At 69.6% G+C, this 25,749-nt stretch carries 22 protein-coding genes; 2 read left to right on the top strand and 20 right to left on the bottom strand.

The features are described 5' to 3' along the window. Window positions 1-19: 19 nt before the first annotated feature. The 9 genes from AB0I12_RS23830 to AB0I12_RS23790 form a co-directional block, all read right to left on the bottom strand. Window positions 20-1,873, bottom strand: a complete 1,854-nt coding sequence (locus AB0I12_RS23830; protein ID WP_359933464.1) for a DUF3352 domain-containing protein — start codon at window positions 1,871-1,873, stop codon at window positions 20-22. Window positions 1,874-1,921: 48 nt separating this feature from the next. After that, complete coding sequence (locus AB0I12_RS23825; protein WP_359933462.1) at window positions 1,922-2,539, bottom strand: hypothetical protein; 618 nt, start codon at window positions 2,537-2,539, stop codon at window positions 1,922-1,924. Window positions 2,540-2,572: 33 nt separating this feature from the next. Then, complete coding sequence (gene dnaE / locus AB0I12_RS23820; protein ID WP_359933460.1) at window positions 2,573-6,121, bottom strand: DNA polymerase III subunit alpha; 3,549 nt, start codon at window positions 6,119-6,121, stop codon at window positions 2,573-2,575. A gap of 336 nt (window positions 6,122-6,457) precedes the next feature. Then, entirely contained in the window at window positions 6,458-6,571 is a 114-nt protein-coding gene (locus AB0I12_RS23815; RefSeq protein ID WP_359933787.1) for a LuxR C-terminal-related transcriptional regulator, read from the bottom strand. A 23-nt stretch (window positions 6,572-6,594) separates the two neighbouring features. Further along, window positions 6,595-8,760, bottom strand: coding sequence for an NB-ARC domain-containing protein (locus tag AB0I12_RS23810; protein WP_359933458.1), 2,166 nt, complete (start codon window positions 8,758-8,760; stop codon window positions 6,595-6,597). 22 nt (window positions 8,761-8,782) lie between these two features. Next, window positions 8,783-9,685, bottom strand: a complete 903-nt coding sequence (locus tag AB0I12_RS23805) for an RluA family pseudouridine synthase (protein ID WP_359933785.1) — start codon at window positions 9,683-9,685, stop codon at window positions 8,783-8,785. A gap of 32 nt (window positions 9,686-9,717) precedes the next feature. Next, window positions 9,718-10,314 carry a signal peptidase II gene (gene lspA, locus AB0I12_RS23800; protein WP_359933456.1) on the bottom strand — a complete coding sequence of 199 codons (597 nt, stop codon included), beginning with the start codon at window positions 10,312-10,314 and terminating at the stop codon, window positions 9,718-9,720. A gap of 23 nt (window positions 10,315-10,337) precedes the next feature. Beyond that, window positions 10,338-11,030: a TraR/DksA C4-type zinc finger protein gene (locus tag AB0I12_RS23795; protein ID WP_359933454.1), complete on the bottom strand. Its 693-nt coding sequence runs from the start codon at window positions 11,028-11,030 to the stop codon at window positions 10,338-10,340. A 185-nt stretch (window positions 11,031-11,215) separates the two neighbouring features. Next, on the bottom strand, window positions 11,216-11,491 hold the full coding sequence (locus AB0I12_RS23790; protein ID WP_359933452.1) for a DUF167 domain-containing protein: 276 nt from the start codon (window positions 11,489-11,491) through the stop codon (window positions 11,216-11,218). A 277-nt stretch (window positions 11,492-11,768) separates the two neighbouring features. Between AB0I12_RS23790 and ileS the strand changes: the two genes are divergently transcribed. Further along, window positions 11,769-14,918, top strand: a complete 3,150-nt coding sequence (gene ileS / locus AB0I12_RS23785) for an isoleucine--tRNA ligase (protein ID WP_359933450.1) — start codon at window positions 11,769-11,771, stop codon at window positions 14,916-14,918. A 103-nt stretch (window positions 14,919-15,021) separates the two neighbouring features. Here the strand turns inward: ileS and AB0I12_RS23780 are convergent, their stop codons facing one another. From AB0I12_RS23780 to AB0I12_RS23750, 7 genes are all read right to left on the bottom strand, one after another. Beyond that, on the bottom strand, window positions 15,022-15,498 hold the full coding sequence (locus AB0I12_RS23780; protein WP_359933448.1) for a MarR family winged helix-turn-helix transcriptional regulator: 477 nt from the start codon (window positions 15,496-15,498) through the stop codon (window positions 15,022-15,024). Window positions 15,499-15,764: 266 nt separating this feature from the next. Then, a complete protein-coding gene (locus AB0I12_RS23775) occupies window positions 15,765-16,514 on the bottom strand; it encodes a DivIVA domain-containing protein (RefSeq protein ID WP_355480080.1) in 750 nt (249 codons plus the stop codon). Between the two features lie 135 nt (window positions 16,515-16,649). Then, window positions 16,650-16,955 carry a YggT family protein gene (locus AB0I12_RS23770; protein WP_130379857.1) on the bottom strand — a complete coding sequence of 102 codons (306 nt, stop codon included), beginning with the start codon at window positions 16,953-16,955 and terminating at the stop codon, window positions 16,650-16,652. A gap of 38 nt (window positions 16,956-16,993) precedes the next feature. Further along, a complete protein-coding gene (gene sepF / locus AB0I12_RS23765; RefSeq protein ID WP_359933445.1) occupies window positions 16,994-17,557 on the bottom strand; it encodes a cell division protein SepF in 564 nt (187 codons plus the stop codon). 81 nt (window positions 17,558-17,638) lie between these two features. Then, the gene (locus AB0I12_RS23760) at window positions 17,639-18,352 is read right to left on the bottom strand and encodes a YggS family pyridoxal phosphate-dependent enzyme (protein ID WP_359933443.1); all 714 of its coding nucleotides are present in this window, start codon (window positions 18,350-18,352) and stop codon (window positions 17,639-17,641) included. Next, window positions 18,349-19,080 carry a peptidoglycan editing factor PgeF gene (gene pgeF, locus AB0I12_RS23755; RefSeq protein WP_359933441.1) on the bottom strand — a complete coding sequence of 244 codons (732 nt, stop codon included), beginning with the start codon at window positions 19,078-19,080 and terminating at the stop codon, window positions 18,349-18,351. The genes AB0I12_RS23760 and pgeF overlap by 4 nt, the downstream gene beginning before the upstream one ends. A 9-nt stretch (window positions 19,081-19,089) precedes the next feature. Then, window positions 19,090-20,073 (bottom strand): S41 family peptidase, encoded by a 984-nt coding sequence (locus AB0I12_RS23750; RefSeq protein ID WP_359933439.1) that lies wholly within the window; start codon window positions 20,071-20,073, stop codon window positions 19,090-19,092. Between the two features lie 57 nt (window positions 20,074-20,130). Here AB0I12_RS23750 and AB0I12_RS23745 point away from each other — a divergent pair, with 57 nt between their 5' ends. Further along, on the top strand, window positions 20,131-20,649 hold the full coding sequence (locus tag AB0I12_RS23745; protein WP_359933437.1) for an ArsR family transcriptional regulator: 519 nt from the start codon (window positions 20,131-20,133) through the stop codon (window positions 20,647-20,649). A 54-nt stretch (window positions 20,650-20,703) separates the two neighbouring features. Here AB0I12_RS23745 and ftsZ read toward each other — a convergent pair whose 3' ends face one another. The 4 genes from ftsZ to murG form a co-directional block, all read right to left on the bottom strand. After that, window positions 20,704-22,326 (bottom strand): cell division protein FtsZ, encoded by a 1,623-nt coding sequence (gene ftsZ / locus AB0I12_RS23740; RefSeq protein WP_359933435.1) that lies wholly within the window; start codon window positions 22,324-22,326, stop codon window positions 20,704-20,706. Between the two features lie 101 nt (window positions 22,327-22,427). Further along, on the bottom strand, window positions 22,428-23,168 hold the full coding sequence (locus AB0I12_RS23735; RefSeq protein ID WP_359933433.1) for an FtsQ-type POTRA domain-containing protein: 741 nt from the start codon (window positions 23,166-23,168) through the stop codon (window positions 22,428-22,430). 18 nt (window positions 23,169-23,186) lie between these two features. Continuing rightward, complete coding sequence (gene murC / locus AB0I12_RS23730; RefSeq protein ID WP_359933431.1) at window positions 23,187-24,647, bottom strand: UDP-N-acetylmuramate--L-alanine ligase; 1,461 nt, start codon at window positions 24,645-24,647, stop codon at window positions 23,187-23,189. Beyond that, window positions 24,644-25,732 carry an undecaprenyldiphospho-muramoylpentapeptide beta-N-acetylglucosaminyltransferase gene (gene murG, locus AB0I12_RS23725; RefSeq protein WP_359933429.1) on the bottom strand — a complete coding sequence of 363 codons (1,089 nt, stop codon included), beginning with the start codon at window positions 25,730-25,732 and terminating at the stop codon, window positions 24,644-24,646. Before murG ends, murC begins: the two co-directional genes overlap by 4 nt. Window positions 25,733-25,749 lie beyond the last annotated feature (17 nt).

Here is a 25,749-nt window from a genome sequence, read left to right as displayed (position 1 = left end):
CTTTCGTTCGCTGTGCTGACTACTTCGCGACGACCCGCAGCGTGACCTCGGCCTCGCCGTCGCCGGTGGAGCGGGTGACGACGCCGGCCGAGCGGAGCGCGGCCAGGTTCTTGTCGTCGGCGAACCGGTCGCTGACCGATCCGGCCGCCTCGAAGTCGACGTACCCGATCATCACCGCGCCCTTGATGTCGGGCAGCGCCTGCTTGAAGTTCTCGGTCTGGCCGAGGCCGCCGTCCTTCAGCACCTGCTCGGCGTAGTCCTTGCTGGTCGAGACGACGAGCGTGTCGCCGTCCTTCGCGCTCTCGATCGGGATGTTCGCCGAGGACCGCTCGCGGAGCAGCGTGGTCAGCTTCTGCACGACCGGCTCGGCCTTCGCCGGGTCGGTCTCCATCCGGGCCGCGATCTTCGGGCCGTCGGCGGTGTCCTTGTCGATCGAGACCGACAGGTTCTTGCCGGCCAGGGTCTTCAGGTCGTCCGGCAGCTTCAGCCCGGTCTCCTGGGCGATCTCGTCGATCATCGGCTGGAGGTTCTCGCCGCCCGCCTTCTGCACCTGCGCCCAGGCGGTGTCGATCAGGTTCTCGCCGCCGGAGATCGCGATCGCGCCGGCGGTGGTCTCCGGCAGCTTGGTGACCAGGTCGGCGGCGTCGGCGGAGCTCACCTTGACGCTCTTGTCGCCGTGCGCGATGCCCTTCAGCTCGACGTACGACGCGTCGAACCGCAGCGCCACCGCGGCGGTCGCGTCACCGAGCCCGGCGATCTGGCTGGACCCGACCTTGCCGCTGATCGAGGCCAGGCCCTTGGCGTCCGCCCAGCCCGAGATGAAGCCCTGCTCGCCGAGCTTGTCCATGTCCGCGCTGAACTTGGCGTTCTTGCTCAGCGGGTTGTCCTTGGCCGTGGCGACGGCCGCGTCGACGGTCGCCTGGTCGTCGCCGAGGATCATGTAGCCGTCGGTGAACGCGCGGCCGGGCTTGTCGTCCTCGTTCGCGAGCAGCTTGTCCATGCCCTTGTTGGCGGCGTCCTCGTCCTTGATCTGGACGGCGACGACCGGGATCGGCTCGTCCTTGCCCTCGGCCGGCGGGAGCGCGGCGAACCCGGCGCGGTCGCCCAGCCAGGGCTTGACGTCCTTGTCGAAGTCGACGTCGGCGAGGTCGTCGCCGGCGGACTTCTTGATCTGCTCGAACAGCTTCTGCCGCAGGTCGTCCTGCTCACCGGTGAGGCCGAGGTTGTCCTTCACGGACGGGAACTTCATCAGGAACCGGACCGCCGCGACCTTCTGGCCGGCCGACGGGTTCAGGTCCACCCGGGCGTAACCGACCGCGGTGCCGGGCAGCACGTCGGCCGGCTGCTTGCCGCCGCCGCCGAGCTTGCCGTAGGCAAAGATTCCGCCGCCGGCGACCACCAGCACCATCGCCACCGCGGCGATGATCGGGATCAGCTTGCCGCGCTTCTTCTTCGGCTCCGGCTGCCACTGCTGCGGACCGCCGTACCCGGGGCCCTGCGGCGGCTGACCGCCGATGTGCATCTGCTCGTACGACGCCTGACCCGGCTGGCCGTGCTGCGGAGGGTACTGCTGCCCGCCCTGGCCGTAGTACTGCGCGCCACCCTGCTGAGGACCACCCTGCTGCGGGCCCGGGCCCTGCGGACCGCCGTACTGGGGACCGCCCTGCTGGGGACCACCCTGCTGCGGGCCGCCGTACTGCTGGCCCTGCTGTGGGTGTTGCTGTGGGTAACCGTGCTGGCCGGGCTGCTGGCCTTGCGGCCTCCCCGGCTGCTGACCCTGCTGGGGCCAGAGGTTCTGCCCTTGCGGCGGGCCGTACTGCGGCTGCTGACCACCGGCACCTGGGTACTGGGGTGGTTGGTTCTGGTCGGACATATGCTCCCTCGCTGGCTCCGATGGCCTCACCACCGGATCTGCAAAAGGCTAGTGGACCGGCGGTGCAGATTCTGACGCAGCAGGTTGCGAAGTGGTTGCAACAGGCTCAGCGCGCCACGTCGCGGCGGCGATGATCGCGCAGGCCAGTGCGGCGCCGATCAGCCAGGAGACGGCCGGCGTCCAGGTGTGCAGCTCCAGCGGGGCCGCGACCAAATCACCGGGGTGAGCGGCCCGCAGCCGCGGCTCGATCGGGTCGTGCCCGAGCAGCATGCCGACGCCCCAGCACACTCCGGCGCCCAGGCAAGCACCGAGAGTGACGATCGCGACCGACCACGGACCGTAGTTGCGAAGCCACCAGAACAGCGCCCCACCAAGCACCACGGCGGCCACGAAGCCGATCGCGGTGAACGTGCCGTCCGGCCCGAAGATCCGGGTCATCTGCTCCTCGCCGAGCGCCCCGCCCTGCTCGTCCACGGTGTACTTGGCCAGCGGCGAGAACTGCTGCCAGGCCCACCCGGCCACCACACCCGCGACCAGGAACACCACCACCGTCACCAGGACCGCCTTCGCCCACGGCAGCCGCGGCTCCTCGACGGCCGGCCTCCCGAACGGGTTCAGCGACGGGGGTGCCAGGTACGGCGACTGGGAGGACTCCGGTTGACTCACGACGCCAGTGTGACGCATGGGTTCCACCGCCGGTCAGCTGGCCAGGCAGGAGGGACCGAGGAGCGCTTTCAGGTCGGCCATCAGCGACGAGGTGGGGGTCACCCGAAAGCGGTCGCCGATGCGCATGACGGTGGTCTTCTGGCGTGCCTGCAGGCGCAGGTGAACCTCTGTCATGCCGGGGTGCGACGTCAGGATGTCCCGCAGCTGATCGACAACCGGCGGAGTGCAGCGGTTGACCGGCATCGTCAGCACGACCGGGCCGCTCGGGCCTTCGGTCAGATCCGGGACGACGACCTCGTCGCCACTCAGCTCGAGCCGGTCCTCGCGGCGCCGGACCCGGCCCTTCATCAAGATGATCGCGTCGTTGGTGAGCAGGTGCGCGTGCAACTGGTACGCCGAGGAGAACATCATCACCTCGATCGAACCTTCGAGGTCCTCGATGGTGACGATCGCGTAGATGTCGCCGCGCTTGTTCACCTTCCGCTGGACCGCGGTGACCAGGCCGCCGATCGTCACCCGGCTGCCGTCCGGCCGGTCCTCGTCGGCGAGCAACTGCCCGATCGTGCAGTCGCTGCCGTTGGTGAGCACGTGCTCGACACCGAACAGCGGATGGTCGGACACGTACAGCCCGAGCATGTCGCGCTCGTGCGCCAGCTTGGTCGCCTTGTCCCACTCCTCGATCTCGGGGACCGTGACGGTCAGGCGGCTGTTGCCCTCGCCCTCGTCGGCGTCGTCGTCACCCATCGAGAACAGGTCGAACTGGCCGTGCGCCTCGTTCCGCTTCAGGTCGATGGCCTCGTCGACGGCCTGCTCGTGCACCGCGACGACCGCGCGCCGGGCGTGGCTCATCGAGTCGAACGAACCGGCCTTGGCCAGCGACTCGATCACGCGCTTGTTGCAGACCGGCAGCGGCACCTTGTCGATGAAGTCGACGAAGTCGGTGAACCGGCCCTTCTCCTCGCGGGCCGCGACGATCTCGGCGACCACGTTCACGCCGACGTTGCGGATCGCGGACAGGCCGAAGCGGATGTCGGTGCCGACCGGGGTGAAGTTCGAGTCCGACTCGTTGACGTCCGGCGGCAGCACCTTGATGCCCATCCGGCGGCACTCGTTCAGGTAGATGGCCATCTTGTCCTTGTCGTCCTTCACCGACGTCAGGACCGCGGCCATGTACTCCGCCGGGTAGTTCGCCTTCAGGTACGCCGTCCAGTACGAGACCAGACCGTACGCCGCCGAGTGCGCCTTGTTGAACGCGTAGTCCGAGAACGGGACCAGGACGTCCCAGAGCGCCTTGATCGACTGGTCGGAGAAGCCGTTCGCCTTCATGCCCTCGGAGAAGCCGACGTACTCGGCGTCGAGCACCTCGCGCTTCTTCTTGCCCATCGCCCGGCGGAGCAGGTCCGCCTTGCCGAGCGTGTAGCCCGCGAGCTGCTGGGCGATCGCCATCACCTGCTCCTGATACACGATCAGGCCGTACGTCGTGCCCAGGATCGGCTCCAGCGCGACGGCGAGCTCGTCGTGCGGGTAGCTGATCTCCTGCTGCTTGTTCTTGCGGAGGGCGTAGTTGGTGTGGCTGTTCGCGCCCATCGGGCCGGGGCGGTAGAGCGCGCCGACCGCGGAGATGTCCTCGAAGTTGTCCGGCCGCATCAGCCGCAGCAGCGCCCGCATCGGGCCGCCGTCGAACTGGAACACGCCGAGCGTGTCACCGCGGGCGAGCAGGTCGTACGTCGGTTTGTCGTCGAGGGACTTGGCCAGCTCGTCGAGGTCCAGCGTGACACCGCGGCTGGCCTCGACGTTCTTGACCGCGTCGTCCATGATTGTCAGGTTCCGCAGGCCCAGGAAGTCCATCTTGACCAGGCCGAGCGTCTCGCAGCTCGGGTAGTCGAACTGGGTGATGACCTGGCCGTCCTGCTCGCGGCGCATGATCGGGATCAGCTCGATCAGCGGCTCGCTGGACATGATCACGCCGGCCGCGTGCACACCCCACTGGCGCTTCAGGTTCTCCAGGCCGCGAGCGGTGTCGACGATCTTGCGCACGTCCTGGTCGGACTCGTACAGCGAGCGGAACTCGGTGGCCTCGGAGTACCGCTTGTGGGTCGAGTCGAAGATGCCCGACAGCGGGATGTCCTTGCCCATCACCGACGGCGGCATCGCCTTGGTGATCCGGTCGCCCATCGCGAACGGGTAGTCCAGCACCCGGCCGGCGTCCTTGATCGCCTGCTTGGCCTTGATCGTGCCGTAGGTGACGATCATCGCGACCCGGTCGTCGCCGTACTTCTCGGTGACGTAGCGGATCACCTCGGGGCGGCGGCGGTCGTCGAAGTCGATGTCGAAGTCGGGCATCGACATCCGCTCCGGATTCAGGAAGCGCTCGAAGATCAGGCCGTGCTGGAGCGGGTCCAGGTCGGTGATCTTCATCGCGTACGCGCACATCGAGCCGGCGCCGGAACCACGGCCCGGACCGACCCGGATGCCGTGCTCCTTGGCCCAGTTGATGAAGTCCGCGACGACGAGGAAGTAGCCGGCGTACCCCTTCGAGGTGATGACCTCGATCTCGTACTCCGCCTGCTTGCGGACCTGGTCCGGAATTCCGGCCGGATACCGCTTGTGCAGACCGGTCTCGACCTCGGCGACGAACCAGGACTCCTCGTTGTGGCCCTCGGGGCAGGGGAAGCGCGGCATGAACCGGCCCTCGCCCTCGGTGAAGCTGACGTCGCACTGCTCGGCGATCAGCAGCGTGTTGTCACACGCCTCCGGCAGCTCCTTCCACACCTCGCGCATCTCGGCGGCGGTCTTGACGTAGAACTCGTTCGCGTCGAACTTGAACCGGTTCGGGTCGGACAGCGTCGAGCCTGACTGCACGCACAGCAGCGCGGCGTGCGCCTGGGAGTCCTCGGGCTTGGTGTAGTGCAGGTCGTTGGTCGCGACCAGCGGCAGGCCGAGCTCGCGGGCCAGCTTCAGCAGGTCCTTCTGGATGTCCCGCTCGATGCCGAGGCCGTGGTCCATCAGCTCGCAGTAGTAGTTCTCCTTGCCGAAGATGTCGCGGAACTCCGCGGCGGCCTCGACGGCCTCCTTGTACTGCCCCAGGCGCAGGCGGGTCTGCACCTCGCCGGACGGGCAGCCGGTGGTCGCGATCAGGCCCTGGCCGTAGGTGTTCAGCAGCTCGCGGTCCATCCGGGGCTTGAAGTAGTAGCCCTCGAGGCTGGCCAGCGAGCTCATCTTGAACAGGTTGTGCATGCCGGAGGTGTTCTTCGCCAGCAGCGTCATGTGGGTGTAGGCACCCGAGCCGGAGACGTCGTCGCGGCCGGAGTTCGCGTCGCCCCACTTGACCCGCTTGCGCTCCGAGCGGTGGGTGTGCGGCGTCAGGTACGCCTCCACGCCGATGATCGGCTTGACGTCGTACTTCTTCGCGGTCCGCCAGAACTCGTAGGCGCCGAACACGTACCCGTGGTCGGTGGTCGCGATCGCCGGCATGCCCATCTCCTGGGCGGTCTTGAACAACTCGTCGATCCGCGCGGCGCCGTCCAGCATCGAGTACTCCGTGTGCACGTGGAGATGCACAAAACTGTCGCTGGACGCCATATCGACGCAGACCTCCCAGGGCGCGATTCAGGTGGACCGGTACAGCCTATGCGGGCCCGTGGACAGTTCTGAATCGGCTCACCGGCGCGCTCCCGCCGCGCCCGCTATCCGGTCGTGGATCAGACCACGAGCACACCAGTTCGCGGCGCGCAAGACGGCGGACCTGGCACCGCCCGGGGTCTCGGGGCACCAGGTCCACCTGCGGCCGGCCCGGGTGGAGGGATCCAGGCGGCCTGCCGCGGGGAGGGGTCCCACGGCCACGTTGTGGCACACAACGCTTGATCCAAGCCTCGCGCGACCGTCGACCCCGCGCATCAGTACGGATACGGATGTTGACTACGTAGGTGGGTGGTCCGCGACCCAGTGGGCGACCTGGCTGCGGGAGGTGAAGCCGAGCTTGCCGAGGATGTGTTCGACATGGGTCTCGGCGGTCCGCCGGGAGACCGTCAGCCGGTCGGCGATCTCGCGGTTGCTCAGCCTTCGCCGATCAGCACCGCGACCTCGTGCTCACGCCGCGTCAGCCGCCGGCCGTTCCGCCGCGTCCCACGCCTGTCCCGTCCGTCGTCCTCGCCCAGCGCGAGCGCGACGGTCTCGTCGAAGGTGTACGCCGCTCCGCGCGCGAAGGCCGCGCCGAACGCGGGCGCACCGATCGCCGCGCGGATCCGCTCCGCCGTCAGGTCGTCGAGCCGGCTGTACGGCGTCGTCTCCCGGACCACGACGCCACTGCGCCAGACCGCCCGCGCCGCTCCCATCAGCCGCGCGGCACGCTCGTCGGGCGCCGCCGCCCCGGCGCACCAGGACAGCGCCTGGACGCAGAACCCGATCCCGGTCCGGTCGTTCAGCGGGCGCAACGACCTGATCGCCTCGCGGAAACGCAGGGTCGCCGACTCGAACTGGTCGTGGTCGCGCGACTGCACGACGCCGAGCACCCAGAGCGCGTACGCCCGCGACTGGACGGCGCCCCGCGATTCGGCGAGCTCGTACGCCCGGCGGCTGAACTCGTCGACCCTGGGGTCATCCAGGAAGAAAGTTGCCAGCGACAACAGGTAGAGGCAGTTGAACTCACCGTGCCGGTCCCCGCCGGCGCGGAACCCGGCGAGCGCCCGCTCCAGCCCGCCGACGGCGGCGGCCTCCCGGCCCTCGTAGATCATCGCGTGCGCCGACACCTCGGCGACCCCGGCCCGCAGCCGGTCGTCGTCGTACTGCTCGGCGAGTTCCGCGCACTCGGTGAGCCAGCGCGCGAACAGTTCCGCCTCGCCGAGGAACATCGCGAGCTGGCAGCCGGCCAGGAGTCCGAACGCGCGGCTCCGCGTCGGCGCCGGCGCGGCGTCGAGTGCCCTGGTGAGATAGCGCAGGCCCTCGCGCAGCAGGCCCGCGAACCAGAACGTCCAGATCGGCGCCGCGAGCTCGAGCGCGACCGGTTCCTCCCCCGGCTCGGCCAGGCAGAAGTCGATGGCCGTCCGGAGGTTGTGGTGCTCGCGCCGCGTCCGCAGGAACAGGTCGGCCTGCCGCGGACCGAACGAGCCGGTCGCCCACTGGGCGGTCAGTGCCCGGTAGTAGTCGCGGTGCCGGAACTGGTACGTGCGGGTCCGCTCACCCAGCCGGGTCGCGCCGAACTGCGAGATGGTCATCAGCATGTCGTAGCCTGCGACCACCGGCGAGGCCGCCGCCGTCCGGGTGATGATCGACTTGTTCACCAGACCGGCGACCAGACCGAGCACCTCGTCGCGTTCGATGCCGTCGCCCGAGCAGACCTCCTCCGCACCGGTCAGGTCGAACCCGCCGGCGAAGACCGAGAGCCGCTCCCAGAGCAGCCGCTCGCCGGGAGAACACAGGTCGTAGCTCCAGCCGATCGCGGCCTCCAGCGCCTGCGGGTACAGCGGATCCGTGGCCCCGCCGCCCAGCAGCAGCCGGACCCGGTCCGCCAGTCGCTCGAGGATCTGCGGCAACGTCAGCGTGCGCATCCAGACCGCGGCGAGCTCGAGCGCGAGCGGTACGCCGTCCAGCCGCCGGCAGACCTCGATCACCTGGTCCCGGTTCGACTCGTCGACCACGAAGCCGGGCATCACCGCGCGAACCCGGTCGGCGAACAGCACCAGCGCCTCGTACCGATCGGGGTCCGTGGACTCGGCAGGCGGCGTCGGCAACGGCGCCACCGTCAGGATCTGCTCGCCCTCGGCCCCGAGGACGTGCCGGCTGGTCGCCAGAACCCGGAGCCCGGGTGCGATCGCCAGCAACTTGCTCACGAGCACGGCGCACGCCTCGACCACGTGCTCACAGTTGTCGAGCACCAGCAGCACGTGCTTGTCCTCGAGAAACTCCGCGACATCCGTCTCCGGGCTCGCCGACACCTGGATCAGGTCGAGCGCCTCGGCCAGCGTGTGGCCGAGCAGGCCCGGGTCCCGCAGCGCGTCCAGTTCGACGAACCAGACCCCGTCGTCGAAGGTACGCCGTACCTCGGCGGCCATCCGCACCGCCAGTCGCGTCTTGCCGACCCCGGCGACCCCGGTCAGTGTCAGCAGCCGGCTGCTCGACAACAGCCGCCTGGTGTCGGCGAGCTCACGCCGTCGCCCGACGAAGCTCGTCACCTCGGCCGGCAGCCGCCAACGCCCCGTCCCCCCGAGGCGAGATTCCTCCATGCCCTCAGCGTAGGCCCGGATCTCAGTCGACGAGGAGGTCGAGCGCGTGGTCGAGGTCTTCGGGGTACTCCGAGGTGAACTCGACGTAGTCGCCGGTGCCGGGATGGGTGAAGCCGAGGCGCATCGCGTGCAGCCACTGGCGGGTGAGGCCGAGGCGTTCGGCGAGGATCGGGTCGGCGCCGTACGTCAGGTCGCCGCAGCACGGGTGCCCGATCGCGGACATGTGGACGCGGATCTGGTGGGTGCGTCCGGTCTCCAGGGTGATCTCCAGCAGCGTCGCGTACCGGAACGCCTCGAGGGTCTCGTAGTGCGTGACGCTCGGCTTGCCGCCGGCCACCACGCCGAACTTGTAGTCGTGGTGCGGGTGCCGGTCGATCGGCGCGTCGACGGTCCCGGTGAACGGGTCGGGATGACCCTGCACGAGCGCGTGGTAGATCTTCTTGACCGTGCGCTCCTTGAAGGCGCGCTTGAGGACCGTGTACGCGTACTCGGTCTTCGCGACCACCATCAGCCCGGACGTCCCGACATCCAGCCGGTGCACGATGCCCTTGCGCTCGGCGGCGCCGCTGGTCGAGATGCTGAACCCGGCGCCGGCCAGGTGCCCGATCACGGTCGGGCCGGTCCACCCGGGCGACGGGTGTGCGGCAACGCCGACCGGCTTGTCCACCACGACGATCTCGTCGTCGTCGTACACGATCCGCAGGTTGTCCACGGTCTCCGGGACGACGGTCACCTCGGACGGCGGCGGTGGCAGCTCGACGTCGAGCAGGACACCGGCCGCGACCCGGGACGACTTCGGCGCCGGCACGCCGTCGACCTGGACCAGGCCGGACTCGATCAGCTCGGCCGCCTTCGTCCGGGACACACCGAACAGGCGGGACAGTGCCGCGTCCAGCCGCTCCCCCGCGAGACCGTCCGGCACCATCACGGTCCGGGAGCTCCCGGATGTCCCTGATGTCACTTCCGCTGCTCCCGGGTCCCGTCCAGCCGGATCCCGCGCAGCGTCTGGATCACCAGCAGGACGGCGGCCGACGTGACCGCCATGTCGGCGACGTTGAAGATCGCCCAGTGCGGGGTCTGCAGGAAGTCGACCACGTGCCCGTGGAACGGCGACGGCTCCCGGAAGATCCGGTCCAGGATGTTCCCGACCGCGCCGCCGAACAGCAGCCCGAACGCGACCGCCCAGCCCGCCGAACCGAGCCTGCGGGACAGGTAGACGACGCCGAGCGCGACCGTGATCTGGATGACGCTGATGTACGGCGTGTAGCCGGAACCGAGGCTGAACGCGGCACCCGAGTTCCGGATCAGGTTGAACTTGAGCAGCGAACCGATCACGTTCACCGGCTCGCCCGGCGTCAGGTGCGCCAGCGCCAGCGCCTTGGTCAACTGATCCAGGAAGAGGATCAGCAGCCCGACTCCCGCGAACACCACGGTCCACTTCCACGACCGGTTACCGGGGGTCGTACTGCCGCCGCCGTCCGCGACAGCGTCATCGGACGACGGAGAACCGGCCGACGCGGTGTCGGCCGGTTCCGGAGTGTCTTCGTCCCCCACCTGGTGAGACGAGGCAGGGTCGTTCAGCGGCGTTCCTGGCGTTCTTTGCATGAGACGCACAGTGTCGCACGCGGGAACGCCTGCAGCCGACCCTTGCCGATCGCGTTGCCGCAGTTCTCGCAGACGCCGTACGTGCCGTCGTCGATCCGGGTCAGCGCGAACTCGATCTGGTTCAGCATGTCCCGGGCGTTGTTGGCCAGGGTCAGCTCGTGGTACCGCTCGAGAGTGGTGGAGCCGACGTCCGCCTGGTCGTTGCCGGCGCCGTCGCTGCCGTCCCGGAACAGGCCCGCGATCTCCTGCTCGGCGTCCCGGATCTCCTGCTTGAGGTGCTCGACCTCACCCTCCAGCTCCGCCCGCAGCTCGGCCAGCTCGGCAGCGGTCCACGGGTCCTCACCCGGCTTCACCTTGAAGGTCTCGGCCGTGTGGGCTGCGGACTTCCCCGGCGCCGTCGCCGGAGTCCTGTTCTCGTTCGTCTTCATGGCCACCCTCTTCGTTGTCGCTTTCCTGGCAGGGGTCTTCTTGGCCGGAGCCTTCTTGGCCGCGGAGCCGGCGGCGGTCGCCGCTTGCTTCGCGGAAGTCTTGGCGGCCGGCGAGGTCTTCTTCGCCGGCGCCTTGCGGGCCGTCGTCGTCTTCTTCGGCTCGCCGGATGCCGGGGCGCTCTTCTTGGCCGCGGCAGAACGTTGGGGGGCGGACTTCTTCCGTGCCGATGTAGCCATGGCGGCTACCCCCTGCCTTAGTCGGAGACTGAAGCGGACTGGTCGCAAGACAGTAGGCCACGCGCACATCACGTGCCAGTCTGACGCGCAGACCGTGGACATACGGTAGTCGGTTCTTCAAGCCCGCTCGATGTTCTGCGCGTCACAACCGCATTGCGGACGTCACTGTCCGTAACAATCCCAGGTCAACCGAGCAGCCGCTCGAGCCGCGCCCGGATGTCGTTCTCCTCCCCCTCCACCTCGACCAGCTTGTCCCTGCTGGTCGCCCCACGCACCAGTGTCACCGCGGAACGCCGTACGCCGAACTCCGCCGCGACCGCCGCCAGGACAGCCTTCGTCGCCTGTCCTTCCACCGCCCGGGCTGCCACCGCGACCACCAGCGCCGGCCCGGACGGACCGTCGTACCGGCCACCGACCGCGGTCCTGGAGGCCCCCGGCCGGACCCGCAACAGAATTCTCATCCTCGAATTCCTACCGCACCACCGATTAACGATTCGTAGCCATCTGGTACGACGCCGTACACTGAGGACCGCGAAGCGCAAGGCAGTGATGAGGCCATCACCTCGGAGCCGCCGGAAGAACAGTCCGTAGGGACCTATTAGAACCGGCAGTGTCTCGTTAAGGAAGTGGGCAACCCGCACAAGGTTGCCAAGGAGGGTGGTACCGCGCGGTAGCCGGCTCGGTCCGGGTGCTTCGTCCCTCGTCCAGCACAGCAGGACGCGACGAAGGACGCAGAAGATGGCGGCAAACACCCCCTGGCGGCAGGTTCCCGCCCAGGTCGACTTCCCCGCGCTCGAGCGCGAGGTGCTCACGCTCTGGGAGGAGCAGGACACCTTCGCGAAGAGCCTCGAGCAGTCCGCCGGCGGCACGCCGTGGACGTTCTACGAGGGCCCTCCGACCGCGAACGGCATGCCCGGCACCCACCACATCGAGGCCCGCGTCTTCAAGGACGTGTTCCCGCGCTACCGGACCATGAAGGGCTTCTGGGTCGAGCGCAAGGCCGGCTGGGACTGCCACGGCCTCCCGGTCGAGGTCGCGGTCGAGAAGGAGCTCGGCTTCAACGGCAAGCCCGACATCGAGGCGTACGGCATCTCCGAGTTCAACGCGAAGTGCCGCGAGTCCGTGCTGCGGCATGTCGACGCGTTCAACGAGCTCACCGTCCGGATGGGCTACTGGGTGGACCTCGAGCACCCGTACAAGACGATGGACCCGGAGTACGTCCAGTCGGTCTGGTGGTCGCTGAAGCAGGTCCACGAGAAGGGCCTGCTGGTCGAGGACTACCGGATCACGCCGTACTGCCCGCGCTGCGGCACCGGTCTGTCCGACCACGAGCTCGCCCAGGGCTACGAGACCGTCGTCGACCCGTCGGTGTACGTCCGCTTCCCGCTGACGTCCGGCCCGCTGGCCGGCAAGGCGTCGCTGCTGGTCTGGACGACCACGCCGTGGACCCTGGTGTCGAACACCGCCGTCGCCGTGCACCCCGACGTCGAGTACGTGGTGGCCACCGACGGAAACGAGTCGCTGGTCATCGCCAAGCCGCTGCTGGACCGTCTCGGCGAGGGCTGGACGGTCACCGGCGAGTACGCCGGCCGCGACATGGAGCGCTGGACGTACCAGCGGCCGTTGGAGCTGGTGCCGTTCGACGAGCCGGCGCACTACGTCGTCCTGGCCGAGTATGTGACCACCGAGGACGGCACCGGTCTGGTGCACCAGTCTCCCGCCTTCGGTGCGGACGACCTCGCGGTGGGCCGCGCGTACAACCTGCCGGTGGTGAAGCCGGTGGACACGACCGGTCACTTCGACGCCGACGTACCGCTGGTCGGCGGGCAGTTCTTCAAGAAGGCCGACGAGGACCTCGTGAAGGACCTCAAGGACCGCGGCCTGCTGTTCAAGCACGTGCCGTACGAGCACCCGTACCCGCACTGCTGGCGCTGCCACACCCCGGTCATGTACTACGCGCTCCCGTCCTGGTACATCCGCACCACGCAGGTGAAGGACGCGCTGCTCCGCGAGAACGAGAAGACCAACTGGTTCCCGGAGTCGGTCAAGTGGGGCCGGTACGGCGACTGGCTGCGCAACAACATCGACTGGGCCGTCTCCCGGTCCCGCTACTGGGGTACGCCGCTGCCGATCTGGCGCTGCGGCGAGGACCACCAGGTGTGCGTGGGGTCGCTGGCGGAGCTCGGCGAACTGGCCGGCCGCGACCTGAGCGCGACCGACCCGCACCGGCCGTACGTCGACGACATCACCTTCGACTGCCCGACCTGCGGCGCCGAGTCGCGGCGCGTGCCCGAGGTCATCGACGCCTGGTACGACTCGGGCTCGATGCCGTTCGCGCAGTGGGGCTACCCGTGGGTGGAGGGCTCGCAGGAGAAGTTCACGGAGACGTACCCCGCCGACTTCATCTCCGAGGCGATCGACCAGACGCGCGGCTGGTTCTACACGCTGATGGCGATCGGCACGCTGGTGTTCGACGAGTCGTCGTACCGCAACGTCGTCTGCCTCGGGCACATCCTCGCCGAGGACGGCCGGAAGATGTCCAAGCACCTGGGCAACATCCTCGAGCCGATCCCGCTGATGGACGACCACAGCGCCGACGCGGTGCGCTGGTTCATGGCCGCCTCCGGGTCGCCGTGGAAGGCGCGCGGCATCGGGCCGAACGTGCTGAACGAGATCGTCCGGAAGGTGCTGCTCACCTACTGGAACACGGTCGCGTTCCACGCGCTGTACGCCCGGTTGGCCGATTGGTCGCCTGCTGACGCGCCGGCTGTCGAGGAGCGTTCGGTGCTGGACCGCTGGCTGGTCAGCGAGACGCACCGGCTGGTCCGCGACACCGACGAGGCGTACGCCGCGTTCGACACGCAGCGGCTCGGCCTGCTGATCAACTCGTTCGTCGATGTGCTCTCGAACTGGTACGTCCGCCGTTCACGCCGCCGGTTCTGGTCCGGTGACGCGGGCGCGCTGGCCACCCTGCACGAGACGCTCGACGTGCTGACCCGGGTGATGGCGCCGCTGACGCCGTTCGTCACCGAGCGGGTCTGGCAGGACGTGCTCCGCCCGGTCACGCCCGGCCTGCCCGAGTCGGTGCACCTGGCGAGCTTCCCGACGTACGACGAGACGCTCGTCGACGACACCCTGGCGCGGCACGTGGCGATGGCCCGCCGGGTCGTCGAGCTCGGCCGGTCGGCCCGCGCCGAGGCGAAGGTGAAGACGCGGCAGCCGCTGGCCCGGGCGCTGGTCGGGTCGGCCGCGATCGCGGACCTGTCGCCGGAGCTGCTGCAGGAGATCGCCGACGAGCTCAACGTGGGCACCGTCGCACCGCTGTCCTCGGCGGGCGCGGACCTGGTCGAGTTCTCCGCCAAGGGCAACTTCCGGGAGCTCGGCAAGCGGTTCGCCAAGCAGACCCCGGTGGTCGCCGCTGCGATCGCCGCGGCCGACGCCGGCGCGCTGGCCGCCGCCCTGAAGGAGTCCGGAACGGCGACGGTCGTGGTCGACGGCGAGCAGGTCCAGGTCTCCGAGGCCGAGGTGCTGGTCTCCGAGCGGCCGAAGGAAGGCTGGTCGGTGGTCAACGAGCAGGGTGAGACCGTTGCCCTCGACCTCGAGGTGACGCCGGAGCTGAAGCAGGCCGGCCTCGCCCGCGAGGTCGTCCGCACCCTGCAGGAGGCCCGGAAGAACGCCGGCCTCGAAGTGTCCGATCGGATCACGGTGTGGGTGACCTCGACCGACGCCGAGCTCAGTGATGCCCTCGGCAAGCACGCCGAGGAGATCGCCCGCGAGGTCCTCGCCGTCGAGCTCCACCAGGAGGCACCGGTCGGCGTCACCCTCGTCGACGTTGCCGAAGGCACCGAAGAGGACCTGCAGCTCACGTACTGGCTGGTCAAAGCCTGACCCCGGCCTCCGCGCCTCCGTGCGTTTGACAGGTTCACCTCCCAAACTGCCCCTTCACCGCCAGCATGCGGGTGATGAAGGGGCACGCGGAGAGGTGAACCTCTTAAACGGGTGGGCGGACGGCGCCGGCGCGGAGGGACGGGGTTGGGCCGAGTTGGGCGATGACGTCGACCAGCAGCAGTCGCGTCTGCTCGACTGCGTCGTCGCCGAGCGCCTTTCGCAGCTCGGCGTCGATGGCTGCGCGGTGTTTGCGGGCCGCGGCGATGATGGCCTCGCCGCGGTCCGTGAGCACGACCTGGCGTGCCCGCGCATCCGACGGGTCCGGCCGGCGGTTGACGTAGCGACGGATCCATAGGTCGGCAACCGTCTTCGAGGCGGCCTGCTGGGTGACACCCAGCTGCTCCGCGAGTGTGCTGATCGTCACCGGCCCGGCGACCAGATGCTGGAACACCACACCGTCGGAGAAGCGTGAGTCCTCGAAACCCTCGGCCGCGAGCCGGCGCTGCAACTCGTCGGCCAGCGCCCAGCCGGCGAACAGCGAGGCCAGGGACAGATCGGCAGCGGCAGGATCGAACTCCATGCCACGGAATATAAAACCTTGGTTGTGCATCGGCCGGGAGCCCGGTGGAGTGTGTTCCCCGACGGTCCCTCCGGGGAATCACCCTCACTCCTACGGCCGGCGCCGTACCGGCTGCGGCTTGCTGATGTCGAGACGCTCAGCGGCCGGAAGGTTGCTGCTGCCTGGCCCTGACTCCCTGTCACTACCGGGAGACCCTGTGTCAAAAGTGGCCAGACATGGCGAAGAGGCGGTGCCGCCGGAAAGCACCGCCTCTTCGATCAGGTCTGTCAGACGCCGTGACCGTGCGCCTGCGCACGCGCCTCCGGCCGGAAGCCGTTGCGCGGGCTGAGCGTGTCGTCGCCGTTGCCGAGCGCCTTCAGCTGCTCGGTGAAGTAGGTCTTCAGGCGGCTGCGGTACTCACGCTCGTAGGCGTGCAGGTCGTCGATCGTGCGCTCGAGCTGACCCTTCTGCTTCTCCAGGGTGCCGAGCATCTGCGCGCGGCGCTCGGCGATCTCGCCGTCGAGCTTCTCGGCGCGGGCGCGGGCCTCACCGGTCATCCGGTCGGCCTTGCCGCGAGCCTCGTTCTCCAGCCGCTCCGCCTTGGCGCGGGCCTCGCCGATGATCTTGTCGGCGGTGTCCTTCGCCTCCTGGACCAGGTCGTCGGAGTGCTTGGTGGCCATCTCCAGCAGCCGCACCGCGGAGCTGGAGGCGTCGCCGACCGTGCCGGCCGCAGCGGCCGCACCCGGAACCGCCACCGGCGGCTTGGGCTCCTCGGGCTTCTCGACCACGACCGGGGGCTTCGGCTGCTGCACGACGGGCGGCAGCGCGGCGGTCTGGTCGACCGGCCGCTGCTGGTCGGCACCGGCACGCTGAGCCGCCGCGAGCTTGGCCCGCAGCTCCTCGTTCTCGGCGAGGAGGCGCTCGAGCTCGGCCTCCACCTCGTCGAGGAAGGAGTCGACCTCTGTGACGTCGTAGCCCTCCCGTAGTCGGACGGGCGTGAATTGCTTCGAGCGGACGTCATCCGGCGTCAGCGGCATCTTTCACCTCGTTTGTCTGTGTCTTGGCGGAGTCCCCGTGGCCCTCGCCTTGGCGACTCAGTAGATCACGTTATCGCTTCGTTGTCTTATGACGGAATCCGGGCTCTACCTACCCGGTCTTCGCGGTCCTCACCCTCACAACGACCGAAGGGCCGTCGAGTTGATCGCCATCGCCACCGACACCATGACGAACAGCATCAGCATCGACAGGTCGATCCGGATACCACCGGCCCCGATCGGGGGCAGGATCCGCCGCAGCGGCTTCAGGAACGGATCGGTGATCGAGTAGATCAGCTCGAAGAACAGCAGCAGCGGACCCTTGGGGTGCCACTGCGGAGCGAACATGACGATCAGGCTGAGTACGAACCGCGCCACCAGCACCAGGAAGAAGGCGAGCAGAACCCAGTAGAGAACGATGAGGACGAGCGCTAGAGCATCCATGTCGACAACGAGTGTAGAAGACGGCGGAAGCGCCGGCTTCAGCTCTGGTTGTAGAACCCGTCCGCAGCGATCTTTTCCTTCTCCTCCGCGGCCACCGTCACGTTCGGCGGGCAGACCAGGAACACCTTGGTGGTGATCCGCTCGATCGAGCCCCGGCAGCAGAAGATCAGGCCGGCCGCGAAGTCCACCAGCCGCTTGGCGTCGGCGTGGTCCATCTCGGTCAGGTTCATGATGACGGGCGTCCCGTCGCGGAAGTGCTCACCGATGACGCGCGCCTCGTTGTAGCTGCGCGGGTGCACGGTGGTGATGCGGGCCAACTCGGTAACCTCCGGGGACGGCGCGACCCCGCGCCGGTCTGGGAACTTGCTGACCGTGGCGCCGCCCAGGTCCGTGCGGTCCTGGCGCTCCTCGCGATGGTCACGCGGCTCGCGGCTCTCCCGGCCGGCGGGCGCCGGCTCGGCTTCGTGGGAGTCCCCGTCGACGGCTTCGTCGTACTCGTCGTCGTACTCGTCGTCGTACGTGTCGTCGTAGCGGGCGTTGTAACGCTCCCCGTCTTCGACCAAGCCGAGGTACACACCCATCTTGCGCAGCGCGCCGCTCATGGCCCTCCAGCACCTCGATCCGGTTCAACGGCAACTCGACGACAACAGTGAGCAGGAAGCAAAACCCGCTCGCTATCGACACTAACCCAGCGGAGTGCGCGTACCGAGTAATGCGCGCCCGAGCCGGACGTGTGTCGCACCGTGCTTGATCGCGGCCTCCAGATCGCCGGTCATCCCGGCCGAGATCCAGTCCGCGCCGGGGTGTTCGGAGCGTAGTCGCGAGGCTACGTCACGCAGCCCGGCGAAGGCTTCGTCCGGGTCCGATCCGAGCGGCGCGACCGCCATCACTCCCCCGAGCTCGAGACCCTCCGCCGCCGCGATCCGAGTGGCCAGCGCCGGCACGGCGGACGGCTCGACGCCGCCGCGGATCGCACCGCTCGCCGCGTCCGCGGAGCCGTACGCCGCGAGGCTCACCTGGATCAGGCAACGCACCGTCTTCGCTTCCGCGACGGCCGCCTTCGACAGCGCGTCGGCGAGCGAATCACGGTCGACCGAGTGCACGACCGACGCGTAGCGCACGACCGACCGGGCCTTCTTGGACTGCAGCTGACCAACGAAGTGCCAGCTGAGGTCCGGGCAGTCCGGTGCCTTCGCCTTCAGCTCCTGCTCACGGTTCTCCCCGACGTCGGTCACCCCGAGGGCCGCGAGCGCCCGTACGTCGCTGATGGGGAAGGTTTTGGTGATCGCCACGAGGGTGACCTCGTCCCGGCCTCTCCCGGCCGCCTGACAGGCCTTCTCGATCCGCTCCTGCACCTGCTCCAGGTTCGCCCGGAGTTCGTCGGCGCGAGTGCTCACGGCGTGACCCGCTTCCGGATCAGTCCCGCCATCCGCCCGCTCTCCGGACCTTCGCGGCGGTACGAGTACAGGTTCGGGGATTCGATCGTGCACGCGGTCGCGTCGATCACCTCGACGCCGAGCTCGGCGAGCTGCGCCTGGACGCCGGCGGCGACGTCGATCGCGGGCGTCCCCCAGCTCGTCTCCGAGTACGACGCCGGCACCCGCTCCGCGACCTCGGCGCGCATCTCCTCGGGGACCTCGTAGCAGTTGCCGCACGCGTACGGCCCGAGCACGGCGGTGATCCGCGACGCACCGAGCTCCCGCATCGCGTCGACGGTCGCCGGGACGATGCCGACGTACATGCCCTTGCGGCCGGAGTGCGCGGCGCCGATCACGCCGCCGCCGGACAGCAGCACCGGCAGACAGTCGGCGGCACGGACCGCCAGGACGACGTCGGAGCGGGTGGTGACGAGCCCGTCGGCCCGCGGCATCGGCTGGATCGGCAGCTCGTCGTCCGGTCCGACGACATGGACGTCACGGCCATGCACCTGGCTGACCCGCACGACGTTGTTCGCCGGCACGCCGAACTCCGCCGCGACCAGCCGGAAGTTGGCAGTGACGCCCTCGACGTCCGGACCCGAGGCGCTGCCCAGGTTCAGTTCGCCGTACGGCGGTTGGCTGGCGCCACCGAAACGATCGGTGAAGGCGACCCGGGCGGCGGAGAGTTCCTCGTCGTAGCCGAACACGACTGAAGATTACCCAGCGGCGACCGCCGGACTCAGCACCGTCCGCGCCTCGTCGGTCACACCGTTGCGCGCGTTGTCCGCCGGCAGCCCGATCACGTGCTCGGCCGCCCGCCGGTAAGCCTCGGTCAGGGCCAGGTCCGCGGGCACGTCGACGTCGGGCGTGATGCCGGTGCCTTCCCAGTTGGTCCCCGACACCGCGTTCACCGAGCGCACCACCGGCACCGTCGCCTCGAGCTGCTCGTGCAGCTTGAATCCACGACGGGCATGCGCGCCGCCACCCGTCCGCTCACCGACGACGACCGCGCGCCCGAACTGCTGCAGGTTGTACGCCAGCTCCTCGCCGCCGGAGAAGGTCGCCGAGCTGGTGAGCACCCAGATCGGCTTGCTGCCGTCGTAGCGCGGACCCGGCACGTACGGCGCGGTCCAGAACTGCCGGATCGTTCCGTCGGCCGGCGTGAGCAGATCCTGCAGATGGATCGGCTCGCCGGACGCGAGGAGATAGCTGCAGACGAAGGCGACCTGGTCGGGCGACCCGCCCACGCAGCGGCGCAGATCGATCACCAGCGCGTCGGTCGACGCGAGCAGCGTCATCGCCGCCGTGATCACCGGGGCGGCGTGCTCGGGCGGATACAGCAACGGCCGGATCTCCAGCAGGCCGATGTTGCCGTTCAGCCGCTCGACCCGGGCCATCCCGCCGGCGTCGAGCTCTGCCCTGCGGCGCCAGTGCGCTTCCTCCGCCACCGGGTCCGTCTCGTCCGGCAGCCCGTCGCGGTGGTACTTGAGCCGCAGATGCTTGTCCTGGTTGCCGATCTGCAGGTCGGCGGTAACGCGCTGCGCGAGCTCCTCCGGCGCCTCGAACGCGTCGTAGCGCCCTTCGGCGGTCGCCGCGGCGAGCCGGTCCGCGATCTCGCGGCCGGTCTCGGGAAAGACGTAGTGCAGGGCGACCAACGCGCCCAGCCGGTCCAGCACTGCCCTGATCTCTTCGGTTCGCATGAGCAGGAGTGAAGCACGGGGTTTGACAAAGCGTCAACAATCTTCGACGCTTTCGTCATGAGCGAGATCTCCGACCACCTGGAGGTGTCGACGGCCGCGCAGTTCAAGGCTCTCGGGCACCCCTTGCGGCACCGTCTGCTGTTCGCGCTCGGGCAGGATGCGGCTACGATCAGCCAGCTCGCCGCGGCGCTGGGCACGGCGAAGGGCAACGTCGCCCACCATCTGGGGGTGCTGCGTGACGCCGGGATGGTGCACGTCGCCGAGACCCGGCAGGTGCGCGGCGGGACCGAGCAGTACTACCGGCGTTCCGTGCGACGGTTCGACTTCGTCGGTGAAGGCGCCCGGGCGAACCATGCCGTGTCGCTGCAGGCGGTCGCGGCCGAGCTGGAGACGGCCGATGACGTCCCGGCGTTCACCGTGCGGAACCTGCGGCTGACCGCCGAGCAGGCCGCGGAGCTCGCTGCGACGCTGGACCGGATGGTCGGTGAGCTCGAGGACGCCGGTGCGGGTGAGTCGCGGTACGGCGTCGTCGTGTCGGTGTACCGGCCGCGGCAGCCGTCGGCCGGCAAACAGTGAGCGCCCACCGGCCGTCATCGCGATGGCTGGTGGGCGCTCGGGTGGTGCGGCGTCCTACTTGAGGAAGTCCGGGATGTCGAGGTCTTCCTCGGGCTCGGGCTTCTTCGGCTTGGGGGTAGCGGCGCCGCTCGTGGAGCTGCTGGGGCCGTGCGTCGGCCAGGAGTGCTGGGTCGACGGCGAGGCCGGGGTGTGCGGGGCCGGCTGGGCGGACTGCTGACCGTTCTGCACGGGGCGGGCCGAGTTCGTCGTACCCACGCGCGGTTCGGTCGGGGCCGGGACCGGGATCGTTTCGTCTGCCGGGGCGGACGAAGGCGCCGGAGCCTGCTGCTGGCCCTGGGGTGCTGGTGACGCCGGAGAAGGCTGGGTCGGGGCTGCCTGGGAGGGCTGGCCTCCGGTCGGCTGGCCGGCCCCTGCCTGTCCCGCGCCCGGCTGTCCCGCGCCGGACTGACCGGTGCCGAACTGGCTCGCGCCGGGCTGACCCGCAGTGGGCTGGCTCGTCACAGGCTGGCCCGCCGGCGGCTGGCTGGTGGCCGGCGGTGGCGTGGTGGGCTGGCCCGCTTGCTGGCCTGCCTGCTGGGCCGGTGGGGTCGAGCCGCCGGACATCGGCGCCGAGTAGGTCGGGCGGGTGGACTGCGGTCTGGCCTGGTTCATGGCCTGTTCGCGGCGCTTCGGCATCCCGCCGTCGAAGCCGGCCGCGATCACCGTGACCCGCACCTCGTCGCCGAGGGCGTCGTCGATGACCGCGCCGAAGATGATGTTCGCGTCCGAGTGCGCGGACTCCGACACCAGTTGCGCCGCCTCGTTGATCTCGAACAGGCCGAGGTCGGACCCGCCCGCGATCGACAGCAGGACGCCGTGCGCGCCCTCGATACTTGCCTCCAGCAACGGTGACGAGATGGCCGCCTCGGCGGCCGCGACCGCGCGGTCCTCGCCGCGCGACGAGCCGATGCCCATCAGCGCCGAGCCGGCGTTCGACATGACCGCCTTGACGTCGGCGAAGTCCACGTTGATCAGACCGGGCGTGGTGATCAGGTCGGTGATACCGGAGACGCCCTGCAGCAGCACCTGGTCGGCCTGCTTGAACGCGTCCAGCACGGACACGGCGCGGTCGGAGATGGTCAGCAGCCGGTCGTTCGGGATCACGATCAGCGTGTCCACCTCCTCGCGGAGGGTGCTGATGCCGTCCTCGGCCTGGGTCGCGCGGCGCTTGCCCTCGAACGAGAACGGCCGGGTCACCACACCGATGGTCAGCGCGCCGAGCGACCGGGCGATCCGCGCCACCACTGGCGCGCCGCCGGTGCCGGTGCCGCCGCCCTCGCCGGCGGTGACGAAGACCATGTCGGCGCCCTTCAGCGCCTCCTCGATCTCCTCCGCGTGGTCCTCCGCGGCCTTCTGCCCGATCGCCGGGTTCGCACCGGCGCCCAGGCCGCGGGTCTCCTCGCGGCCGATGTCGAGCTTGACGTCCGCGTCGCTCATCAGCAACGCCTGTGCGTCGGTGTTGATGGCGATGAACTCAACGCCCTTCAGACCGTGCTCGATCATCCGGTTGACGGCGTTCACGCCGCCTCCGCCGATGCCGACGACCTTGATGAGTGCCAGGTAGTTCTGCGGTGCCGCCACGTCCGCGCCTCTCGCCTCGTTGCTTTCCCGTTGTCCAGCGAAAAGACTGAACCTCAAGTGGATGCTTAGACTTATGTCAACTTTAGATTACGCCGCACGATACGGGACGCTTCGCGCCAAAATCCACGCGCCTCGCCGCACGGTGCCGATGTGACCCGTCACCGCTTTTCGCCTTTGGTGACAGGGAGATCGGGCGCCGAGACGTCGTACACCTTCGCCTCGCGCTTCATCAGCACGCTCAGTACCCCGGCCTTGCGCTCGCTGTCATCGGAACTACCCCAAACGACCTTCACGCCGGAGCTGAGGTTGAGGGTGATCGAGTCCGGCGACGCTGCCGAGATCGACCCCACCTGCGCCCGCAACGTGTCCGGCAGCGCGGCCGAGACCGTCACCACCGAGTGGATCGTGACGTCGCGCCGCGCACCGGTCACCTTCGCCTCCGGCAGTCCGGCCGGCCGGTCCGGCACCGTCCGGTACGACGTCCCGGTCGCGTCCACCAGCTCGTACCGCGAGCCGTCGGTGACCACCACGACCGGAACCCGTTCGGTGACCACGATCACGATCTTGCGCGGCCACGCCCGGGTCACCTGCGCGTCCGCGACGGCCGGGACGGTGCGCACCCGCTCCGCGATCGATCGCAGGTCGACCTTCGCCAGCGGGGTCCCGATCGGCGCGGCCGCGACCTGCTCGATCGTTGCCACCGGCACCGTGTCGGCGCCGCTGATCCGGACCCCGGAGACCGCGAACGCGGTGGAGAAGTAGAACAGCCAGACGACCAGACCGGCCAGCACGACCAGTCCGCCGCCGACCGCCCACGGCAACCAGCTGCGCCACCGCACCAGCCGTTGCCGGCGCGCGAACCGCTGCTGTGCCCGAGCGAGATCGACGCTCTGGCTCATTCGACGTACCCCACGCTTTTACTTCACCACAGGCTCGGGGGTCTCCTGCGCAGACTCGCGGGTGGCAGCACGTTCGGCCAGCAAACCAACGACTTCCGGGCCGATCAGCGTCACGTCGCCCGCGCCCAGCGTGACCACCAGGTCGCCCGGCTCGGCGAGATCCGCGACCAGCTGCGGTACGGCTGACCACGACGGCTCGAACCGGACCTGCTCGGGCTTCAGCGGCACGTGGTTGGCGATCAGCGCGCCGGTGACGCCGGGCTCCGGGTCCTCCCGGGCCGCGAACACGTCCATCACCACGACCTCGTCGGCCAGGGCCAGCGCGTCGGAGAACTGGGTCGCGAAGATCCGGGTCCGGCTGAACAGGTGCGGCTGGAAGCACGCGACGACGCGCCCCTCCCCCGCCACCTGGCGGGCCGCGGTCAGGTCGACGGCCAGCTCGGTCGGGTGGTGCGCGTACGAGTCGAAGACCCGGACGCCGTCCTCGAGACCCTTGAACTCGAACCGCCGCCCGGTGCCGGTGAACGACGCCAGGCCCTCGGCCAGGTCGGCCGCGGAGAACCCGAGCCCGAGCCCGACGGTCAGCGCCGCCGACGCGTTCAGCGCGTTGTGCTTGCCCGCCTGCTGCAGCCGGACGACCGGCAGCTTGCGGCCGCGGTACACCGGCACGAACGACTGCGTCGCCCCGGTCGCGGTGATCTCGGTGACGTGCAGGTCCGCGTCGTCGGCCTCGCCGTACGTCCGGACGTCGATCCCGCGGTCGCGCGCGAACGACGCCAACCGCCGGGCGCCCGTGTCGTCCTGGCAGATCACCATGAACCCGCTGGGCAGCACCCGGCCGACGAAGTCCTCGAAGGCCTGCCGGTAGCTGGCCTCGTCGCCGTAGTTGTCCAGGTGGTCCGGCTCGACCGACGTGACGATCGACACCTCGGGCGAGTAGGTCAGGAACGACTTGTCCGACTCGTCCGCCTCGGCGACGAACAGGTCGCCGGTGCCGTCGTGCGCGTTCGACCCGGACTCGTTCAGGTTGCCGCCGATCGCGTACGACGGGTCGGCGGCGCAGTGCTGCAGCGCGACCGTGAGCATCGACGTGGTGGTGGTCTTGCCGTGCGTGCCGGCCACCGCCAGCGTCCGGCGGCCGACCATCACCGAGGCGAGCGCGGCGGCCCGCGGCAGGATCGGGATCCCGGCCGCGCGGGCGGCGACCACCTCGGGGTTGGTCTCGCGGATCGCGGTCGACACCACCACGGTGTCGGCGTCCTTCACGTGCTCGGCGGCGTGGCCGACCCAGCAGGTCGCGCCGAGCGCCCGGAGCGCGGCCAGCACCTTGCCGTCCTTGGCGTCCGACCCGGACACCTCGATCCCGCGGGAGGCCATGATCCGGGCGATCCCGGACATGCCGGCGCCGCCGATACCGACGAAGTGCACCCTGCCCAGCTTCTCGGCCGGTAACAGCGTGTCAGGAGCGGTGACGATCACGAAGCAGACCCCACCACATCGAGGATGATCCGCGCCAATCGGTCGTCGGCGTCGGTCCGGATGACACCGGTCGCAGCTGTGGACATGGCTGTCAGACGCTCGCGGTCGAGCAGAAGTTGCGGCACGTTCGCGCGCACCCAGTCCGCGGTCAACTCGGCGTTGTCGATCAACACACCACCCCCTACGTCGACGACCGGCTTCGCGTTCAGCCGCTGCTCACCGTTACCGATCGGCAGCGGAACGTAGATCGCGGGCAGGCCGACACCGGACACCTCGGTGACAGTGTTCGCACCCGAGCGGCACACCACCAGATCCGCAGCGGCGTAGGCGAGGTCCATCCGGTCGACGTAGTTCAGCACGACGTACGGGTACCCGCCCGTCGGCGGCACCTCCAGGGTGTTCTTCGGGCCGATCGCGTGCAGCACCTGGATCCCGGCCGCGGCCAGGTCCGCGGCGGCGCCGGAGACGGCCTCGTTGATGCGTTGTGCGCCCTGTGACCCGCCGGTCACGAACAGCGTCGGCGCGTCCGGGTCGAGGCCGAAGAACCGCCGGGCCTCGGCGCGCAGCGCGGCCCGGTCCAGCGTCGAGATCGCCCGCCGGATCGGCAGGCCGACGTACTCGGCGTGTGGCAGGTCGCTGCCCGGGAACGACGTCTTCACGTGCTCGGTGCAGTACCGGGCGGCGAACTTGTTCGCGATCCCCGGGACCGCGTTGCCCTCGTGCACCACGATCGGCGTCTTCCGCCGCCAGGCGGCGACGTACGCCGGGGTGGACACGTAGCCGCCGAAGCCGACCAGAACGTCCGCCTTCGCCTCGTCCAGGATCCGGCGGGCGGCGCTCACCGAGGACAGCATCTTCCCGGGGACGGCGAACAGCGCCGGCGTGGGCTTGCGCGGCAACGGCACCGGCGGGATCAGCTCCAGCCGGTACCCGGCCTCGGGGACCACGCGGGTCTCGAGGCCGCGCTCGGTCCCGAGGGCGAGGATCTCGACCGTCGGGTCGATCCGGCGCAGGGCGTCTGCGGTGGCGATCAGGGGTGAGGTGTGGCCGGCGCTACCGCCGCCGGCCAGAACGATGCTGGGCACAGCTTTCAACGCTCCCG

This window comes from Kribbella sp. NPDC050459 (assembly GCF_040655315.1).
Taxonomy (GTDB): domain Bacteria; phylum Actinomycetota; class Actinomycetes; order Propionibacteriales; family Kribbellaceae; genus Kribbella.
Note: the sequence above shows the minus strand (reverse complement) of the source record. Positions and strands in the feature narration are given on the sequence as shown.

Excerpts from the sequence above, each read along its gene's own strand:
- AB0I12_RS23830 (WP_359933464.1), bottom strand. The coding sequence starts at position 1,873 with ATGTCCGACCAGAACCAACCACCCCAGTACCCAGGTGCCGGTGGTCAG.
- dnaE (WP_359933460.1), bottom strand. The coding sequence starts at position 6,121 with ATGGCGTCCAGCGACAGTTTTGTGCATCTCCACGTGCACACGGAGTAC.
- AB0I12_RS23810 (WP_359933458.1), bottom strand. The coding sequence starts at position 8,760 with ATGGAGGAATCTCGCCTCGGGGGGACGGGGCGTTGGCGGCTGCCGGCC.
- AB0I12_RS23805 (WP_359933785.1), bottom strand. The coding sequence starts at position 9,685 with ATGGTGCCGGACGGTCTCGCGGGGGAGCGGCTGGACGCGGCACTGTCC.
- AB0I12_RS23795 (WP_359933454.1), bottom strand. The coding sequence starts at position 11,030 with ATGGCTACATCGGCACGGAAGAAGTCCGCCCCCCAACGTTCTGCCGCG.
- AB0I12_RS23790 (WP_359933452.1), bottom strand. The coding sequence starts at position 11,491 with ATGAGAATTCTGTTGCGGGTCCGGCCGGGGGCCTCCAGGACCGCGGTC.
- ileS (WP_359933450.1), top strand. The coding sequence starts at position 11,769 with ATGGCGGCAAACACCCCCTGGCGGCAGGTTCCCGCCCAGGTCGACTTC.
- AB0I12_RS23780 (WP_359933448.1), bottom strand. The coding sequence starts at position 15,498 with ATGGAGTTCGATCCTGCCGCTGCCGATCTGTCCCTGGCCTCGCTGTTC.
- AB0I12_RS23775 (WP_355480080.1), bottom strand. The coding sequence starts at position 16,514 with ATGCCGCTGACGCCGGATGACGTCCGCTCGAAGCAATTCACGCCCGTC.
- AB0I12_RS23770 (WP_130379857.1), bottom strand. The coding sequence starts at position 16,955 with ATGGATGCTCTAGCGCTCGTCCTCATCGTTCTCTACTGGGTTCTGCTC.
- sepF (WP_359933445.1), bottom strand. The coding sequence starts at position 17,557 with ATGAGCGGCGCGCTGCGCAAGATGGGTGTGTACCTCGGCTTGGTCGAA.
- AB0I12_RS23750 (WP_359933439.1), bottom strand. The coding sequence starts at position 20,073 with ATGCGAACCGAAGAGATCAGGGCAGTGCTGGACCGGCTGGGCGCGTTG.
- AB0I12_RS23745 (WP_359933437.1), top strand. The coding sequence starts at position 20,131 with ATGAGCGAGATCTCCGACCACCTGGAGGTGTCGACGGCCGCGCAGTTC.
- AB0I12_RS23735 (WP_359933433.1), bottom strand. The coding sequence starts at position 23,168 with ATGAGCCAGAGCGTCGATCTCGCTCGGGCACAGCAGCGGTTCGCGCGC.